The following is a 16,506-nucleotide window of genomic DNA, read 5'->3' as shown; positions in this document are numbered from 1 at the left end:
TTAACATTTCCATTACAAAATAGCGACAAGGAGGTGTCAAGCGCAACACCCCCCTGCCAAGCAAACCGTTATTTGATTTTCGTTCCATTCGGCACGTGTTGATCAACCGTCGCCAGCGAAAATTCCCCGCCGCTGCCTCCGGCTAGAATCATGCCTTCCGACCATTCGCCGCGAAGCTTGGCTGGTTTTAAATTGGCGACGCAAATGACTTTTTTGCCGACGAGTTCTTCTGGTTTGTAAAACTCAGCAATGCCGGAGATCACTTGCCGCTTCTCGCCGCCAAGGTCAAGCTGAAGCTTCAACAGCTTATCGGCGTTTTTCATACGTTCCGCATGGATGACTTCAGCGACGCGCAAATCGACTTTGGCGAACTCGTCAATCGAAATTTCCGCCGCCTCCGCTGCTTTTTTTTCCTCTTTTACCGGTTCGGCGGCCGGTTTGCCCCCTTGCATATGCGCCTTAATGTACTCCACTTCCGCTTCGATGTCGAGGCGCGGGAAGAGCGGTTCTCCCTTTTGCACTTTTGTCCCTTCCGGAATGAGGCCGAAATCGTACAAGCTATCCCATTCTTTTAATGAATGATCCGTGATGCCGAGCTGAGCGAACATGCGCTCCGGCGTGCGCGTCAAAAACGGCTGGAGCAGCACTGCCGTATGGCGAAGCGATTCAGCCAAGTGGGTCATGACGGCGGCAAGCTCATCCCGTTTCTGTTCGTCTTTCGCCAATACCCATGGCTGCGTTTCATCGATATATTTGTTCGTCCGGCTAATCAACTGCCAAACAGCGGCGAGCGCGACGGAAAACTCCATTCCCTCCATCGCTTCTTCATATTGACGCACCACTTCGCGCGCCGTTTGCACCAACTCTTGGTCAAACGGTGTTTTCGGCCCGCGGTATGGCGGAATAACGCCGTCGAAATATTTCTCGATCATCGCCACGGTACGGTGCAACAAGTTGCCTAAGTCGTTGGCCAAGTCATAGTTGATGCGCTCAATAAATCCTTCCGGCGTAAACACGCCATCAGCGCCGAACGGCACTTCCCGCAGCAAATAATAGCGGAGCGCATCAAGCCCATACCGGTCGATGAGCGTCACTGGGTCGACGACATTGCCTTTCGATTTGGACATTTTTCCATCCTTCATCAGCAACCAGCCATGGCCGAATACTTTTTTCGGCAACGGCAAGCCGAGCGCCATCAATATAATCGGCCAATAAATCGTATGGAAACGGACGATTTCTTTGCCGACCAAATGGACGTCCGCCGGCCAATATTTGCGGAACTTTTCATCGTTGTCCGTGCCGTAGCCGAGCGCTGTGATATAGTTGGCAAGCGCGTCGATCCAGACATAGATGACATGCTTCGGATTGCCTGGCACTTTAATGCCCCAATCGAACGTCGTCCGGGACACAGCCAAATCCTCAAGCCCCGGCTTAATGAAGTTGTTGATCATCTCATTTTTCCGCGATTCCGGTTGGATAAAATCGGGATTTTCTTCGTAATATTGCAACAAGCGGTCGACATATTTGCTCATCCGGAAGAAATAGGACTCTTCTTTCACTTTCTCAACAGGCCGGCCGCAGTCCGGACAGTTGCCGTCCACAAGCTGCCGCTCAGTGTAAAACGATTCGCACGGCGTACAATACCAGCCTTCATATTCGCCCAAATAAATATCGCCTTGTTCGACAAGACGGGTGAAAATTTGTTCGACGACTTTTTTATGCCGCTCCTGCGTTGTGCGAATAAAATCGTCGTAGGAAATGTCGAGCTTCTTCCATAGCTCCTGAATGCCAGCGACGATCTCATCGACGTATTGCTGCGGCGTTACTCCTTTTTCTTCCGCCTTGCGCTGAATTTTTTGCCCATGCTCATCGGTGCCGGTCAAATACATGACATCGTAGCCGCGCATCCGTTTATAGCGAGCCATGGCGTCCCCCGCCACCGTTGTGTAAGCATGACCGATATGCAGGCGGTCGCTCGGGTAATAAATCGGCGTCGTCAAATAAAACGTTTTTTTCTCCATCGGTTAGGCCCTCCCTCGTACTGTTGAGCACAAAAGCCCCCGTCCGGCGACGAGAGCGGCGTTACTTCTATTTTACATAATTTTTTCATTCTACAAAAACATCTATTTCTCGTGGGCTGAAAAAATATACCCAAACCGGCAAAAATACGGCCGCGTTTTCAACCATCGCTGCGAATTTGTTATACAAGGATAGAGTTTAGATGGGCAAATTCATTCGTTTTCTCCTTTCTTTCTAAACAAACTTTTTTTTGAAATAACAATATACATTTTTTTTAAATTTTACATATTAAAGGATTGACGCTTAATGGAAACACTGATATGATTAGGTTGTAGGAAATTTGTCGAATATTGACGAATAAACGACAAAAAACTTTTTTGCGGAGAGGAGAATCGACGATGAAATCGACAGGGATCGTGCGTAAAGTCGATGAGTTAGGCCGCGTCGTCATTCCAATTGAGCTGCGACGTACGTTGGATATTAACGAAAAAGATGCGTTGGAAATTTATGTTGACGATGACCGCATCATTTTGAAAAAGTATAAGCCGAACATGACGTGTGTCGTCACCGGCGAAGTGTCGGACGACAACTTCAAACTGGCCGGCGGCAAAATCATTTTAAGCCGCGAAGGCGCGGAAATTTTGCTGCAGGAGATCCAACAGCATCTAGAAGCAGCAACAGACAAAGAAAAAGAATAAAAAAGTTTCTCTGGCTTCAGAGAAACTCTTTTTTTTCTTCTTCTTGCTGTTGATGATACTGCCGATAAACGTCGCGTTTCGACATATTTCGATCACTGGCCGCCTGTTTCACCGCCTCCTTGACGGAAAGGCTGTGCTCGCGAATATAATAATCGACATGTTCGACAAGCGAAAGCGGCTGCCACCATTCCTCTCCCTCTTGCTCTTGTTTCTTCCCGTCTCGCGCCCCTTCGACAATGAGGCAAAATTCGCCCCGGATGTCATGTTCTTCCGCCCAGGCGACCGCATCGCTTAAATCGCCGCGGATGAACTCCTCAAACCGTTTCGTCAACTCGCGGCCAAGAGCGATGCGCCGATTGCCGAATATATCATACATAAGAGCGAGCGTTTCTTTCAAGCGGTGGGGCGCCTCATAAAAAATTAACGTCTCCGCCGCTGTTTTTAATGACAGCAGTTGCTCTTTTTTCTCTTTTTTCGCCCGTTTCAAAAAGCCGACAAACAAAAAGCGGTCCGTGGGCAGCCCGGAGGCGACAAGCGCTGTCAATGCCGCGTTCGCTCCAGGAAGAGGGACGACGCGGCAGCGCTCGGCAAGCGCCGCAGCAATAAGCTCATAGCCCGGATCGGAAATGCCGGGCATCCCGGCGTCGCTCACCAATGCCACCGTTTTTCCTTCCTTCAGCCATTCGACAAGCTGCCGGCCGCTCGCGTATTTATTATGCTCATGGTAGCTGACGAGCGGCGTATGAATGCCGAAATGAGCGAGCAGCTTTTTCGTCTGCCTTGTGTCCTCGGCGGCGATGACATCAGCTTCCTGAAGCGTCCTAACCGCACGAAACGTCATATCCTCCAAATTGCCGATCGGCGTCGGCACGATGTACAGCGTCCCTTGCTCCGTTTGTTCGGTAAAACTTTTTTGCTGCCAAAGCATCCTTGTTCCGCCCCTTTAAGATGAAATAATGCCATATAAGATCCGCTTCGTCTCCTCGGTATATTCGTTATTCTCATCATACACGACAAGCGGAGGCAACACTTTTAAGTCCGGGCTTGCATCTTTTGTCCCTTCAATTAAAATCATGTTCGCCTCTTTGCCCTCTTTCGGGTACACAAAGCGGAGCCGTTTCGGCTCAAGACGGTATTGGCGCATGAGCGTCACAAGGTCAAGCAGCCGCCCGGGCCGGTGGACGAACGCCGCCTTCCCTCCTTGCTTCAACAGCTGGCTGCTGACTCGAATCACATCCTCTAGGGTGCAATAAATTTCATGGCGGGCGATGGCGATATGTTCATTTTTGCTCAGTTCGTCTTTGCCGACTGCCGGAAAATACGGGGGGTTGCACGTGACGACATCGTACCGGCTGTAACCGATCCGTTGCGGCGCTTCTTTAATGTCGCCGTGTATGATCTCGATTTGTCCTTCAAGCCCGTTGTATTGCACGCTTCGCCTCGCCATGTCGCAAAGCCGTTCTTGAATTTCGATGCCGATGATCGTCCCTTTTGTTCGCCGGCTCAACAAGAGGGGAATCACCCCGTTGCCCGTGCACAAATCAACAATCTGCCCCTTTTGAATCGGCATATAGGCAAAATGAGCAAGGAGCACGGCATCAAGGGAAAACGAAAATACAGATGGACTTTGAATGATGCGGAGCTCTTCGTTAAACAAATAATCGAGCCGTTCATCCTCGTACAATTCCACCATGACGCACGATCCTCCATTGAAAAAAATAACCTTTCCGAAACGGAAAGGGTGGCGCTGCCTTTAGTTTTTGTTCAAAAACGACAAGCAAAACAAACAATCGCCCTCGGTGCGAATGCTTCCGTAATGGATGTGACAAATATGAAACCCTTCTTGGTAAAGGCGGGCTAAATTGTCATACCCTTCGCCAATGTCGATGAGTTTTTTGCCATGTTTGTCCCCTTTTCGTTTGCCTTCTTCCCATGCTTCTGACAATTGTTCAAGCCGACGGCGCAAATGAGCATTTTCGATTTGCAGCTGGTGATTCTCTTCTAACAGCTCCGTTACGCGCTGTTTCAGCTGTACCAGCTCGCGGTAAAAATAACTAAGTTGCTCTTCCATATTGGCCACTGATCGAAACACTTCTTTTTTATCTACTTTTTCCACTGGCCCCACCCCAAATTAATCTGCGACGCGAATGGACAACGTCCCGTTTTTCATCAGCTCATCGAGTGTATATTCGACGACCCGTCCGAATTCTGGAAGCTCGATTTGCAGCACCCGCTCTAAAATGTTCAAGCCGACGACTTTGCCGAAGCCGTGCGGTGTTTCGACATATTCCCCTAAATCCGGGAGTTGTTCTTTCGCCGTCTCATACTCTTCGTTTTCATATTTCAGGCAACACATCAGCCGGCCGCACAACCCGGAAATTTTCGTTGGATTGAGCGACAAGTTTTGATCTTTCGCCATTTTGATCGACACCGGTTCAAAATCGCCTAAAAACGTCGAACAACAAAGCATGCGGCCGCACGGCCCGATGCCACCAAGCATTTTCGCCTCGTCGCGCACCCCGATTTGCCGCAGCTCAATGCGCGTGCGGAAAATCGACGCTAAGTCCTTCACAAGTTCGCGGAAATCGACGCGCCCATCGGCAGTGAAATAAAAGATCACTTTATTGCGGTCAAACGTATATTCCACATCGACGAGCTTCATTTCCAGCCCGTGCTCCTCCACTTTGCGCAAGCAAATGTCATACGCCTCGCGCGCCGCCTTTTTGTTTTCTTCCACAACCCATTTATCTTTCTCATTCGCCACGCGGATCACTTTTTTGAGCGGCAGCACGATGTCGTTTTCGTCGACTTGTTTATTGGCGATGACGACTTTTCCGTACTCAATGCCTCGGACCGTCTCGACAATGACGAATTCGCCGACGGGAATAACGGCATCGCCAGGGTCAAAATAATAAATTTTCCCTGCTTTTTTAAAACGGACGCCGACTACCGTATACAACGGCTCTCCCTCCTTTACCGCTTTAATTGAAGAACGAGCTGCTCAACAAGCAACGCCGTGCTCATATTTGTTGTATTTAAACGCGTTTTCGCTTGTAAAATCGCTTCCATGCCAGCCAAAATCCGCCGCTGCGGGCAAGCAAGCGCCCATCGTTGCAGGCGGTCCAGCTGATCGCGGTATAACACGCCGTCCATCTGCCCGGCTTGAATATGCAACAAATCGCGGTATAAATATAAAAGCAAATCAAGTCCAAGGTCAAGCTGATGGCTTTCCAAAAAATGCGGAAACAAGCGGTCGTGGATGAAAAACAAAAGCTGCAGCTCCGGCTTGCCTAGCATCTCATACCATTGTAGCACTAATGTTCGCGCCTCGGCAAACCAACTATCTTTGGCAAGCGCCAGTGCTTCCTCGAAGCTGTTTGTCAAATGGGCAGCCAACAGCGCCAACGGCAACGGCACGTGCTCCTCGACAAGTCCCTGAGCGAGCTCTGCCGGCGGCAACGGCCGGAACGAAAGCACTTGACAGCGGGAAACGATCGTCCCTAGCAGGCGGTGGTATTGCTCAGTCAGCAATACCGCCACCGTCCCCGGATGCGGCTCTTCCAAAAATTTCAGAAGGCTGTTGGCAGCGCTTGTCGTCATTTGATCGGCGTGCTCAACGATGTACATTTTTTTATCCGACTCGACCGCTGTTTTCGAGAACTCTTGCTGCAGCCATTCGATTTGTTCCTTTTTGATTGATCCTCCATCTGGGCCGATCACCCGGACGTCAGGGTGGTTGCCGGAGTCGATGCGCCGGCAGTTGCGGCACTCTAGACACGGGGAAACTCCGATTGGGGACAGACAAAACAAACGTTTCGCCAACAACAAACTGGCCGCTTTTTTGCCCGTCCCCCGCTGCCCCTCAAACAAGTACGCATGAGAAATCCGCCCTTTTTCCAAGCCGCTTTGCAGCATTTTCGCCACCACCGGCTGGCGTTTCGCTAGCTGTTCCCATCGCATCGCCATCACTCTTCCTTGATTTCTTATTTCTATTCTATCATGTCCGCTAGGAATCATCACGGTCGGATTCATGGAAATGGCGCTGTCATCTTCCTTTCAAACGGGAAAGCACCGCGGCTGTTGTTTCGGCGAATACATCATCAAGCGGGCGGTTCGCGTCGATGACGACAATGCGGTCGGCAAACCGTCTAGCGAGTTCCCGATACCCTTCTCGCACCTTCTCATGAAAAGACAACGTTTCAAGGTCAAGCCGATTCACTTCCCGGCCGCGGTTCCGTCGGATTCGTTCAAGCCCAATTTGCGGATCGATATCAAAATAAATCGTCAGCGACGGCATATACCCATCAATAGCGAACTCATTAATTTTCCATACTTCCTCAATGCCAAGCCCGCGGGCAAATCCCTGGTAGGCGAGGGAACTGTCAACAAACCGGTCGCAAAGGACGACGCACCCAGCCTCAAGCGCCGGCACGATTTTCTCAAGCAAATGCTGTCGGCGCGCCGCCGCATACAAAAGCGCCTCCGTCCGCCCGTCCATTTCCGTATAATCACAGTTTAAAATGATGGAGCGAATCGCCTCGGCAATGCGCACCCCGCCCGGCTCCCTCGTCGCCACGACGTCAATCCCCCGCTCACGCAACAACGACTCCAATTTGCTGATCATCGTCGTTTTGCCGGCTCCTTCCGGCCCTTCAAACGAAAAAAAGCATCCGTTCATCACTCGCGGCATCCTTTCCATCCTTCCTATTCGTATACAACCAACTGACCATCTTTCAGCCGGCTTCCGCCTTGTATGTGCGCCCGCTGACAAAGAAGCTGGCGGATCTGTTCAATATGGCCGCTGCCGATCCGTTCTCCGACCCACACGAGCGGCACCCCAGGCGGATATGGAATGACCGTTTCCGCTGCTATATGTCCTTCAGCTTCCTCGAGCGCCACAGCTTTTGTCCGCAAATGGCGCAGTTCATTATACGGGACTAAAACCGATAGCAGCGGTCCGAGAAAAGGCGAAGCGTCACACACCGGCGCCTCGCCATCTGGCAAATCGCGCCACGCTCGTTTGATTTTCTCCGCTGCTTCCTGAAGCCGCCCGGTTACCGCCAGCGGGCAAACGAAAAGCACGTTCATTCGATCAGCAAGCTCGACAAACACCCCTTCGCGCTCAAGCCAACGTTGCAGTTCATACCCGGTCAAGGAACAGCGCGTCTGCACCGTTACTTTCAGCGGGTCGGTCTGTACGCCAAAATGGCGGGAACAAACGACTGCCACCCCGTCAATATCGGCCAAGGCTGCTTTAAACTTCTCAATTTCTGCCACGATCGCCGCCGCATCGCTTTTTGAAAGCTGGGCGACATAACTCCGCGCCAAATCGAGCGACGCCATAATCGGGTAAGACGGGCTGCTTGACTGAAACAACTGCAAAAAATATTTCAACCGCTCAAGATCAACCCGCTCGCTGTTTACATGCAAAAACGCTCCCATCGTCATCGCCGGCAACGTTTTATGCGCCGACTGCACGACGACATCAGCGCCATAGCGAAGCGCCGATGTCGGAAAAGGGGGGCCGACAACGAAATGGGCGCCATGCGCCTCATCAACCAGCACCGGAATGCCATGTTCATGAACTAGACGGACGATTTCTGTCAAATCGGCGGCCATTCCATAATAATTTGGGTTCGTCAATACAACCGCAGCAACATCATCATAAAGCGCCAACGCCTCTTTGACCGCTTCAGGACGAATGTGCGAAGCGACACACACATCACGATCAAACTCGGGAGCAAGTAGAACAGGAGTGGCTTCCATGAGTTGCAATGCATGCATCACCGATTTATGGCAATTGCGTTGTACAATCACTTTCTTCCTCTTTCCATCACACACGGCGGCGATCATTGCCAAATTTCCTGCCGTCGAACCGTTCACAAGGAAAAACGTCTCCCTAACGCCATACAGCTCCGCCGCCAGCGCCTGCGCCTCGGCAATCACCGACTCAGGCTGATGCAAGTCATCCAAGCCGGAAATTTCCGTCGCATCCAACGCCAACAGCGGCGCAAACATATCTCGCCCTCGTTTCGAAAACAAAGCGCCGTATTTATGTCCCGGCACATGAAACGAAACCGGGCGGCGCGCCCAATGGTGCACGAGAGCGTCATATAAAGGAGTTTTCGTTTGATCCATCATCATCCTCTTTCCTTGCTGTCTGTCCCAGAACGGCCATCATCCGGGCAGACTGCCGAAATGCATGGGATATGCAGGAGAAACATCAAACATATAGTATCACAAACGTCCGAAAAAACGCACGAGTCGCGTCAATCGCAAATAAAAACAGGCCCAAATGCAGGCCCTGATTACGAGTGAATTTTCGATGTAAACATTTTGCGCAGCTGCCGCACATAAAACGAGTAGTTCGGGTCGTCCGTATTCGTTTGCACAATCGCCCGGTTGCAGTCCAAACAAAGAAAATGGCCAAAAAGGAAAATCCCTTCCTTTTTTTCCTGTTCACAAACGATGCATACATGTTCGCGTTGATTCCGGTCTGCTATTGATGTCCTCACGCTCTCCACCTCCCATCCTCTATGTTTCCCACATTGCTAACATTCTATACTAGTAGATGAAAGGAAGAGAGACATTGAGCGGGTCCTTATCGTTTTTTCCTCAAAAAACGAAAGCAGCCAATTGCACCAATGCAACTGGCTGCTCGTTTATTGCCTAGCAGCGACCTACTCTTGCAGGGGCGCTGGCCCCAACTACCATCGGCGCTGGAGGGCTTAACTTCCGTGTTCGGGATGGGAACGGGTGTTTCCCCTCCGCCATAGCCACTAGGCAATGGTTATCATCTTGGACAGTAATTATTATATCCATCCTGTTGGATTTGTCAACAGGATGTTCATTCCCTCAAAACTAGATAACCGTTGGAAGAAGCCGCTCATAGGTCAAGCCCTCGATCGATTAGTATCCGTCAGCTCCACGTGTCGCCACGCTTCCACCTCGGACCTATCGACCTCGTCATCTTCGAGGGATCTTACCCGCCTAACGCGGTGGGAAATCTCATCTTGAGGGGGGCTTCACGCTTAGATGCTTTCAGCGCTTATCCCGTCCGCACATAGCTACCCAGCGGTGCCCCTGGCGGGACAACTGGTACACCAGCGGTGCGTCCATCCCGGTCCTCTCGTACTAAGGACAGCTCCTCTCAAATTTCCTCCGCCCGCGACGGATAGGGACCGAACTGTCTCACGACGTTCTGAACCCAGCTCGCGTACCGCTTTAATGGGCGAACAGCCCAACCCTTGGGACCGACTACAGCCCCAGGATGCGATGAGCCGACATCGAGGTGCCAAACCTCCCCGTCGATGTGGACTCTTGGGGGAGATCAGCCTGTTATCCCCGGGGTAGCTTTTATCCGTTGAGCGATGGCCCTTCCATGCGGAACCACCGGATCACTAAGCCCGACTTTCGTCCCTGCTCGACCTGTCCGTCTCGCAGTCAAGCTCCCTTGTGCCTTTGCACTCTCCGAATGATTTCCAACCATTCTGAGGGAACCTTTGGGCGCCTCCGTTACCTTTTGGGAGGCGACCGCCCCAGTCAAACTGCCCACCTGACACTGTCTCCCACCCCGTTAAGGGGTGCGGGTTAGAATTTCAATACCGCCAGGGTGGTATCCCACCGCCGCCTCCACCGAAGCTGGCGCTCCGGCTTCCCAGGCTCCCACCTATCCTGTACAAGCGATACCAAAATTCCATATCAGGCTGCAGTAAAGCTCCACGGGGTCTTTCCGTCCTGTCGCGGGTAACCTGCATCTTCACAGGTAGTATAATTTCACCGGGTCTCTCGTTGAGACAGCGCCCAAGTCGTTACACCTTTCGTGCGGGTCGGAACTTACCCGACAAGGAATTTCGCTACCTTAGGACCGTTATAGTTACGGCCGCCGTTTACTGGGGCTTCGGTTCGCACCTTCGCTTCCGCTAAGCGCTCCCCTTAACCTTCCAGCACCGGGCAGGTGTCAGCCCCTATACGTCGCCTTTCGGCTTCGCAGAGACCTGTGTTTTTGATAAACAGTCGCTTGGGCCTTTTCACTGCGGCTCTTCAGGGCTCTTCACCCCAAAGAGCACCCCTTCTCCCGAAGTTACGGGGTCATTTTGCCGAGTTCCTTAACGAGAGTTCTCCCGCGCGCCTTAGGATTCTCTCCTCGCCTACCTGTGTCGGTTTGCGGTACGGGCACCTCTTCCCTCGCTAGAGGCTTTTCTTGGCAGTGTGAAATCGGGGACTTCCGGATCACTCCGTCGCCGTCACCGCTTGGCCTTATGATCCGCGGATTTGCCTGCGGATCAGCCTCACGGCTTGGACAGGCTCTTCCAGCCGCCTGCTCGCCCTATCCTCCTGCGTCCCCCCATCGCTCAAACGGGAAGAAGGTGGTACAGGAATCTCAACCTGTTGTCCATCACCTACGCCTTTCGGCCTCGGCTTAGGTCCCGACTAACCCTGAGCGGACGAACCTTCCTCAGGAACCCTTAGGCTTTCGGCGCAGAGGATTCTCACCTCTGTTTTCGCTACTCATACCGGCATTCTCACTTCTAAGCGCTCCACCAGTCCTTCCGGTCTGGCTTCTCTGCCCTTAGAACGCTCCCCTACCGATGACCAACGGTCATCCCGCAGCTTCGGCGGCACGTTTAGCCCCGGTACATTTTCGGCGCAGAGTCACTCGACCAGTGAGCTATTACGCACTCTTTAAATGGTGGCTGCTTCTAAGCCAACATCCTGGTTGTCTTTGCAACTCCACATCCTTTTCCACTGAACGTGCACTTCGGGGCCTTAGCTGGCGGTCTGGGCTGTTCCCCTCTCGACCACGGATCTTATCACTCGCAGTCTGACTCCCGGGCATAAGTCATTGGCATTCGGAGTTTGACTGGGTTCGGTAACCCGGTTTGGGCCCCTAGCCCAATCAGTGCTCTACCTCCAAGACTCCTAAACCCGAGGCTAGCCCTAAAGCTATTTCGGGGAGAACCAGCTATCTCCAAGTTCGATTGGCATTTCACCCCTACCCACACCTCATCCCCGCACTTTTCAACGTGCGTGGGTTCGGGCCTCCAGCCGGTGTTACCCGGCCTTCACCCTGGACATGGGTAGATCACCTGGTTTCGGGTCGACGACGACGTACTCACACGCCCTGTTCAGACTCGCTTTCGCTGCGGCTCCGCCTCTCCGGCTTAACCTCGCACGCCATCGTCACTCGCCGGTTCATTCTACAAAAGGCACGCCATCACCCATCAACGGGCTCTGACTACTTGTAGGCACACGGTTTCAGGTTCTCTTTCACTCCCCTCCCGGGGTGCTTTTCACCTTTCCCTCACGGTACTGGTGCACTATCGGTCACTAGGGAGTATTTAGCCTTGGGAGATGGTCCTCCCTGCTTCCGACGGGATTCCTCGTGTCCCGCCGTACTCAGGATCCGCTCGGGAGGGAACGAAGTTTCGACTACAGGGCTCTCACCTTCTCTGGCCGGCCGTTCCAGACCGGTTCGTCTACCCCGTCCCTTTCTCACTCCCATCGTGAGCGGTCCTACAACCCCAAGAGGACATGCCTCTTGGTTTGGGCTGTTCCCGTTTCGCTCGCCGCTACTCAGGGAATCGCGGTTGCTTTCTTCTCCTCCGGGTACTAAGATGTTTCAGTTCCCCGGGTGTGCCCTCCATGCCCTATGGATTCAGGCATGGATACTGCCCCATTACGGACAGTGGGTTCCCCCATTCGGACATCTCCGGATCAACGCTTGCTTACAGCTCCCCGAAGCGTTTCGGCGTTTGCCCCGTCCTTCATCGGCTCCTAGTGCCAAGGCATCCACCGTGCGCCCTTTCCAGCTTAACCTATTGCGCTCTCGGCTTCTTCCTTTGCTTTATCGGTTATCTAGTTTTCAAGGAACGAGACTGCTTCTTGAATTTGCTTCTCTGCAGTCTTGCATCGAGGAATCCCACTTCCTCGAATCTGCTAGAAGACGCAGATGCAAAGTTGCTGCCTTGAACCTGCTTCTTCGCTGGTTTGCGTCGAGGAATTCAGCTTCTCCGAATCCGCTTGTAGACGCAGACGCAAAGCAACTACGTTGAAACCTCTTACCTTGATATGGTGGAGCCTATCGGGATCGAACCGATGACCTCCTGCTTGCAAAGCAGGCGCTCTCCCAGCTGAGCTAAGGCCCCATCCAATGGGCCTAAGTGGACTTGAACCACCGACCTCACGCTTATCAGGCGTGCGCTCTGACCAGCTGAGCTATAGGCCCATATACACATTGCAAGGAACGGTCAGTTCCCTCAAAACGAAACAAGGCTGCTGCCTTGAGTCAGCTTCTTTGCGGCCTTGCGCCGAGGAATCCAGCTCCGCTGAATCACTCGCAGACGCAGGCGCAAAACAACCGAGAGAATAACCAATTCCCTCAAAACCAAACAAAACAGCAAGCGTCATTATAATCAAACCATTCGATTTTGTCAATAACATCCTTAGAAAGGAGGTGATCCAGCCGCACCTTCCGGTACGGCTACCTTGTTACGACTTCACCCCAATCACTTGCCCCACCTTCGGCGGCTGGCTCCCGTAAGGGTTACCTCACCGACTTCGGGTGTTGCAAGCTCTCGTGGTGTGACGGGCGGTGTGTACAAGGCCCGGGAACGTATTCACCGCGGCATGCTGATCCGCGATTACTAGCGATTCCGGCTTCATGCAGGCGAGTTGCAGCCTGCAATCCGAACTGAGAGCGGCTTTTTGGGATTCGCTCCCCCTCGCGGGTTCGCAGCCCTTTGTACCGCCCATTGTAGCACGTGTGTAGCCCAGGTCATAAGGGGCATGATGATTTGACGTCATCCCCACCTTCCTCCGACTTGTCGCCGGCAGTCCCTCTAGAGTGCCCACCTTCGTGCTGGCAACTAGAGGCGAGGGTTGCGCTCGTTGCGGGACTTAACCCAACATCTCACGACACGAGCTGACGACAACCATGCACCACCTGTCACCCTGTCCCCCCGAAGGGGGAACGCCCAATCTCTTGGGTTGTCAGGGGATGTCAAGACCTGGTAAGGTTCTTCGCGTTGCTTCGAATTAAACCACATGCTCCACCGCTTGTGCGGGCCCCCGTCAATTCCTTTGAGTTTCAGCCTTGCGGCCGTACTCCCCAGGCGGAGTGCTTATCGCGTTAGCTGCAGCACTAAAGGGTGTGACCCCTCTAACACTTAGCACTCATCGTTTACGGCGTGGACTACCAGGGTATCTAATCCTGTTTGCTCCCCACGCTTTCGCGCCTCAGCGTCAGTTGCAGGCCAGAGAGCCGCCTTCGCCACTGGTGTTCCTCCACATCTCTACGCATTTCACCGCTACACGTGGAATTCCGCTCTCCTCTCCTGCACTCAAGTCCCCCAGTTTCCAATGACCCTCCACGGTTGAGCCGTGGGCTTTCACATCAGACTTAAGGAACCGCCTGCGCGCGCTTTACGCCCAATAATTCCGGACAACGCTCGCCCCCTACGTATTACCGCGGCTGCTGGCACGTAGTTAGCCGGGGCTTCCTCGTGAGGTACCGTCACCGCGCCGCCCTCTTCGAACGGCGCTCCTTCGTCCCTCACAACAGAGCTTTACGACCCGAAGGCCTTCTTCGCTCACGCGGCGTCGCTCCGTCAGGCTTTCGCCCATTGCGGAAGATTCCCTACTGCTGCCTCCCGTAGGAGTCTGGGCCGTGTCTCAGTCCCAGTGTGGCCGGTCACCCTCTCAGGCCGGCTACGCATCGTCGCCTTGGTGAGCCGTTACCTCACCAACTAGCTAATGCGCCGCGGGCCCATCCGCAAGTGACAGCCAAAGGCCGCCTTTCAACCAAAGACCATGCGGTCTTCGGTGTTATCCGGTATTAGCTCCGGTTTCCCGGAGTTATCCCGGTCTTGCGGGCAGGTTGCCCACGTGTTACTCACCCGTCCGCCGCTGACCAAATCAGAGCAAGCTCCGATCCGGTCCGCTCGACTTGCATGTATTAGGCACGCCGCCAGCGTTCGTCCTGAGCCAGGATCAAACTCTCCAAAGAAAGTTGATTGGCTTTTCGGATTGTCCAGCTTCGGCCAAAGCGGCCTCCGCTTTTCTTATGACGCTTGCGTTTTGTTTAGTTTTCAAGGAACTTGTTTATCTTGCACACTTTTATCATTATACATATCATTTAATTTGCTGTCAACATATCTTTCATGAACAGCGACATTAATTAATATAATGCATTGTCATATAAAAGTCAATAACTTTTAAACAAAAAAATTAAAGGCATCTTGAATAATGATGCCTACAAAATATATCGGTCAATCACGATTAACGCTGCCGCTCCAGGGAGGCCAAGAAATCCGCAAACGATTGAGGTGACGAGGTTAATCGGAATATGGATGTTAAAATGCCCGCCGATGGCGTTGATGACAAACAGCGCGAGCGCCCCGACGATCAGGCGGATAGCAGCGTAGCCGATCAGGCGAAGCGCTTTGAGACGGGCGCCGACGATAAGCAAAACGGCGATAAGCGCTAGCAACACGGTAATGACGACTTTCGGCTCCAACGTTTGAACCCCCTTTTTGCACGCTTGTACTACCAACGTATGAGAAACAGGGGAAAAAAGAACAAAAAAATAAGGAAGTTAACGCACTTCCTTAAGTGTGATGCGGCGGTGCTTCGCTTCGCGGAGGAGGAAAAAATATTTGGCCTCAGCGAGTTGCAATGCGCTCAGCACCTCCGGAGACGGATCGACGCTTTTTTCGATGAGTTGTTTCTGCTCAAGCCATTCAGTTCTAGCCTTTTGTAGTTCAGCCATTAACTTCTCATCAAATTGTCTCTTTAGTTTCCCCTTTCGCCGCCATAACAAACCGATCCCCACCTTCTTTCTCTCTATAGCTCACGGCGCCCTTCCAACGCCTTTGATAACGTCACTTCGTCCGCATACTCCAAGTCGCCGCCGACCGGCAAGCCATGGGCGATGCGGGTGACTTTGATTCCTGTCGGCTTCAACAGGCGGGAGATGTACATCGCCGTTGCCTCTCCCTCGATGTTCGGGTCGGTCGCTAAAATCACCTCTTGGACCGTCTCATCCTGCAATCGCGTGAGCAGCTCGGCGATTTTAATATCTTCCGGTCCGATGCCTTCCATCGGCGAGATGGCCCCGTGCAACACGTGGTACAGGCCATTGTATTCTTTCATCCTCTCCATGGCGATGACATCTTTCGGATCCTGAACAACGCAAATCGTCGTCCGGTCGCGCCGCTCGTCTTTGCAGATGTAGCAAGGGTCTGTATCTGTAATATGTCCGCAAATCGTGCAATAATGAATATGCCGCTTGACATCAACGAGCGCTTTGGCAAACTCAAGCACGGTGTCTTCTTTCATCGCCAGCACATGAAATGCAAGGCGGGCAGCCGTTTTCGGGCCGATGCCGGGCAGTTTCATAAAACTGTCAATCAACTTCGATAGCGGTTCTGGATAATGCATACGCCCCCCCTAGAACAACCCTGGAATGTTAAGTCCTTTCGTAAACTGCCCCATCATTTCATTAGCCAACTCATCCGCTTTTTTCAACGCATCGTTTGTCGCTGCCAAAATCAAATCTTGCAGCATTTCAATATCGTCTGGGTCGACGACTTCCTCTTTAATTTTTACTTCCAAAATTTGTTTATGACCGTTAGCGACAACGGTCACCATGCCTCCGCCCGCCGTGCCTTCCACCGTTTTTTCCGCCAACTCTTCCTGCGCTTTTTGCATTTCTTTTTGCATTTTTTGCATTTGTTTTAACATTTTTTGCATATTGCCCATTCCGCCACGCATCATCTTGGCATCCTCC

General features: G+C 52.5%; 14 protein-coding genes, 2 tRNA genes and 3 rRNA genes. 1 reads left to right on the top strand and 18 read right to left on the bottom strand.

Annotated features, from left to right (window positions below; translation table 11 throughout):
* Positions 1-68: 68 nt before the first annotated feature.
* Positions 69-2,021: a methionine--tRNA ligase gene (gene metG, locus QWV57_RS00205; RefSeq protein ID WP_015373699.1), complete on the bottom strand. Its 1,953-nt coding sequence runs from the start codon at positions 2,019-2,021 to the stop codon at positions 69-71.
* Between the two features lie 396 nt (positions 2,022-2,417).
* Here metG and abrB point away from each other — a divergent pair, with 396 nt between their 5' ends.
* A complete protein-coding gene (gene abrB, locus QWV57_RS00200; RefSeq protein ID WP_011229546.1) occupies positions 2,418-2,717 on the top strand; it encodes a transition state genes transcriptional regulator AbrB in 300 nt (99 codons plus the stop codon).
* Positions 2,718-2,733: 16 nt separating this feature from the next.
* On the opposite strand, the gene rsmI is transcribed toward abrB, so the two are convergent.
* From rsmI to QWV57_RS00115, 17 genes are all read right to left on the bottom strand, one after another.
* Positions 2,734-3,645, bottom strand: a complete 912-nt coding sequence (gene rsmI, locus QWV57_RS00195) for a 16S rRNA (cytidine(1402)-2'-O)-methyltransferase (protein ID WP_011229545.1) — start codon at positions 3,643-3,645, stop codon at positions 2,734-2,736.
* A gap of 15 nt (positions 3,646-3,660) precedes the next feature.
* Positions 3,661-4,410, bottom strand: coding sequence for a tRNA1(Val) (adenine(37)-N6)-methyltransferase (locus QWV57_RS00190; RefSeq protein WP_012820433.1), 750 nt, complete (start codon positions 4,408-4,410; stop codon positions 3,661-3,663).
* Positions 4,411-4,470: 60 nt separating this feature from the next.
* Positions 4,471-4,788, bottom strand: a complete 318-nt coding sequence (gene yabA, locus QWV57_RS00185; RefSeq protein ID WP_042381767.1) for a DNA replication initiation control protein YabA — start codon at positions 4,786-4,788, stop codon at positions 4,471-4,473.
* A gap of 60 nt (positions 4,789-4,848) precedes the next feature.
* Positions 4,849-5,676: a PSP1 domain-containing protein gene (locus QWV57_RS00180; protein WP_011229542.1), complete on the bottom strand. Its 828-nt coding sequence runs from the start codon at positions 5,674-5,676 to the stop codon at positions 4,849-4,851.
* A 14-nt stretch (positions 5,677-5,690) separates the two neighbouring features.
* The gene (gene holB / locus QWV57_RS00175) at positions 5,691-6,683 is read right to left on the bottom strand and encodes a DNA polymerase III subunit delta' (RefSeq protein WP_012820431.1); all 993 of its coding nucleotides are present in this window, start codon (positions 6,681-6,683) and stop codon (positions 5,691-5,693) included.
* 79 nt (positions 6,684-6,762) lie between these two features.
* Positions 6,763-7,395: a dTMP kinase gene (tmk, locus tag QWV57_RS00170; RefSeq protein ID WP_033006941.1), complete on the bottom strand. Its 633-nt coding sequence runs from the start codon at positions 7,393-7,395 to the stop codon at positions 6,763-6,765.
* Positions 7,396-7,421: 26 nt separating this feature from the next.
* Entirely contained in the window at positions 7,422-8,855 is a 1,434-nt protein-coding gene (locus QWV57_RS00165) for an aminotransferase class I/II-fold pyridoxal phosphate-dependent enzyme (protein ID WP_060788333.1), read from the bottom strand.
* Between the two features lie 170 nt (positions 8,856-9,025).
* On the bottom strand, positions 9,026-9,232 hold the full coding sequence (locus QWV57_RS00160) for a sigma factor G inhibitor Gin (protein WP_011229538.1): 207 nt from the start codon (positions 9,230-9,232) through the stop codon (positions 9,026-9,028).
* Positions 9,233-9,384: 152 nt separating this feature from the next.
* Positions 9,385-9,501: ribosomal RNA gene (gene rrf / locus QWV57_RS00155) — 5S ribosomal RNA — on the bottom strand.
* Positions 9,502-9,606: 105 nt separating this feature from the next.
* Positions 9,607-12,536 (bottom strand): 23S ribosomal RNA (locus QWV57_RS00150).
* Between the two features lie 253 nt (positions 12,537-12,789).
* Positions 12,790-12,865: transfer RNA gene (locus QWV57_RS00145), tRNA-Ala, on the bottom strand.
* Between the two features lie 6 nt (positions 12,866-12,871).
* A tRNA-Ile gene (locus QWV57_RS00140) sits at positions 12,872-12,945 on the bottom strand.
* 221 nt (positions 12,946-13,166) lie between these two features.
* Positions 13,167-14,724: ribosomal RNA gene (locus tag QWV57_RS00135) — 16S ribosomal RNA — on the bottom strand.
* The 16S, 23S and 5S rRNA genes sit together here with 2 tRNA genes alongside, the layout of an rRNA operon.
* 246 nt (positions 14,725-14,970) lie before the next feature.
* On the bottom strand, positions 14,971-15,234 hold the full coding sequence (locus tag QWV57_RS00130) for a pro-sigmaK processing inhibitor BofA family protein (protein WP_011229537.1): 264 nt from the start codon (positions 15,232-15,234) through the stop codon (positions 14,971-14,973).
* Positions 15,235-15,312: 78 nt separating this feature from the next.
* On the bottom strand, positions 15,313-15,537 hold the full coding sequence (locus QWV57_RS00125; RefSeq protein WP_012820427.1) for a YaaL family protein: 225 nt from the start codon (positions 15,535-15,537) through the stop codon (positions 15,313-15,315).
* 23 nt (positions 15,538-15,560) lie between these two features.
* The gene (gene recR / locus QWV57_RS00120; protein ID WP_011229535.1) at positions 15,561-16,157 is read right to left on the bottom strand and encodes a recombination mediator RecR; all 597 of its coding nucleotides are present in this window, start codon (positions 16,155-16,157) and stop codon (positions 15,561-15,563) included.
* A 9-nt stretch (positions 16,158-16,166) separates the two neighbouring features.
* Positions 16,167-16,490 (bottom strand): YbaB/EbfC family nucleoid-associated protein, encoded by a 324-nt coding sequence (locus QWV57_RS00115; RefSeq protein WP_020279743.1) that lies wholly within the window; start codon positions 16,488-16,490, stop codon positions 16,167-16,169.
* Positions 16,491-16,506 lie beyond the last annotated feature (16 nt).

The sequence above is a fragment of the Geobacillus zalihae genome (assembly GCF_030414215.1).
Lineage (GTDB): Bacteria > Bacillota > Bacilli > Bacillales > Anoxybacillaceae > Geobacillus > Geobacillus zalihae.
Note: the sequence above shows the minus strand (reverse complement) of the source record. Positions and strands in the feature narration are given on the sequence as shown.

Excerpts from the sequence above, each read along its gene's own strand:
- metG (WP_015373699.1), bottom strand. The coding sequence starts at position 2,021 with ATGGAGAAAAAAACGTTTTATTTGACGACGCCGATTTATTACCCGAGC.
- abrB (WP_011229546.1), top strand. The coding sequence starts at position 2,418 with ATGAAATCGACAGGGATCGTGCGTAAAGTCGATGAGTTAGGCCGCGTC.
- rsmI (WP_011229545.1), bottom strand. The coding sequence starts at position 3,645 with ATGCTTTGGCAGCAAAAAAGTTTTACCGAACAAACGGAGCAAGGGACG.
- QWV57_RS00190 (WP_012820433.1), bottom strand. The coding sequence starts at position 4,410 with ATGGTGGAATTGTACGAGGATGAACGGCTCGATTATTTGTTTAACGAA.
- yabA (WP_042381767.1), bottom strand. The coding sequence starts at position 4,788 with ATGGAAGAGCAACTTAGTTATTTTTACCGCGAGCTGGTACAGCTGAAA.
- holB (WP_012820431.1), bottom strand. The coding sequence starts at position 6,683 with ATGGCGATGCGATGGGAACAGCTAGCGAAACGCCAGCCGGTGGTGGCG.
- tmk (WP_033006941.1), bottom strand. The coding sequence starts at position 7,395 with ATGAACGGATGCTTTTTTTCGTTTGAAGGGCCGGAAGGAGCCGGCAAA.
- QWV57_RS00165 (WP_060788333.1), bottom strand. The coding sequence starts at position 8,855 with ATGGATCAAACGAAAACTCCTTTATATGACGCTCTCGTGCACCATTGG.
- recR (WP_011229535.1), bottom strand. The coding sequence starts at position 16,157 with ATGCATTATCCAGAACCGCTATCGAAGTTGATTGACAGTTTTATGAAA.
- QWV57_RS00115 (WP_020279743.1), bottom strand. The coding sequence starts at position 16,490 with ATGCGTGGCGGAATGGGCAATATGCAAAAAATGTTAAAACAAATGCAA.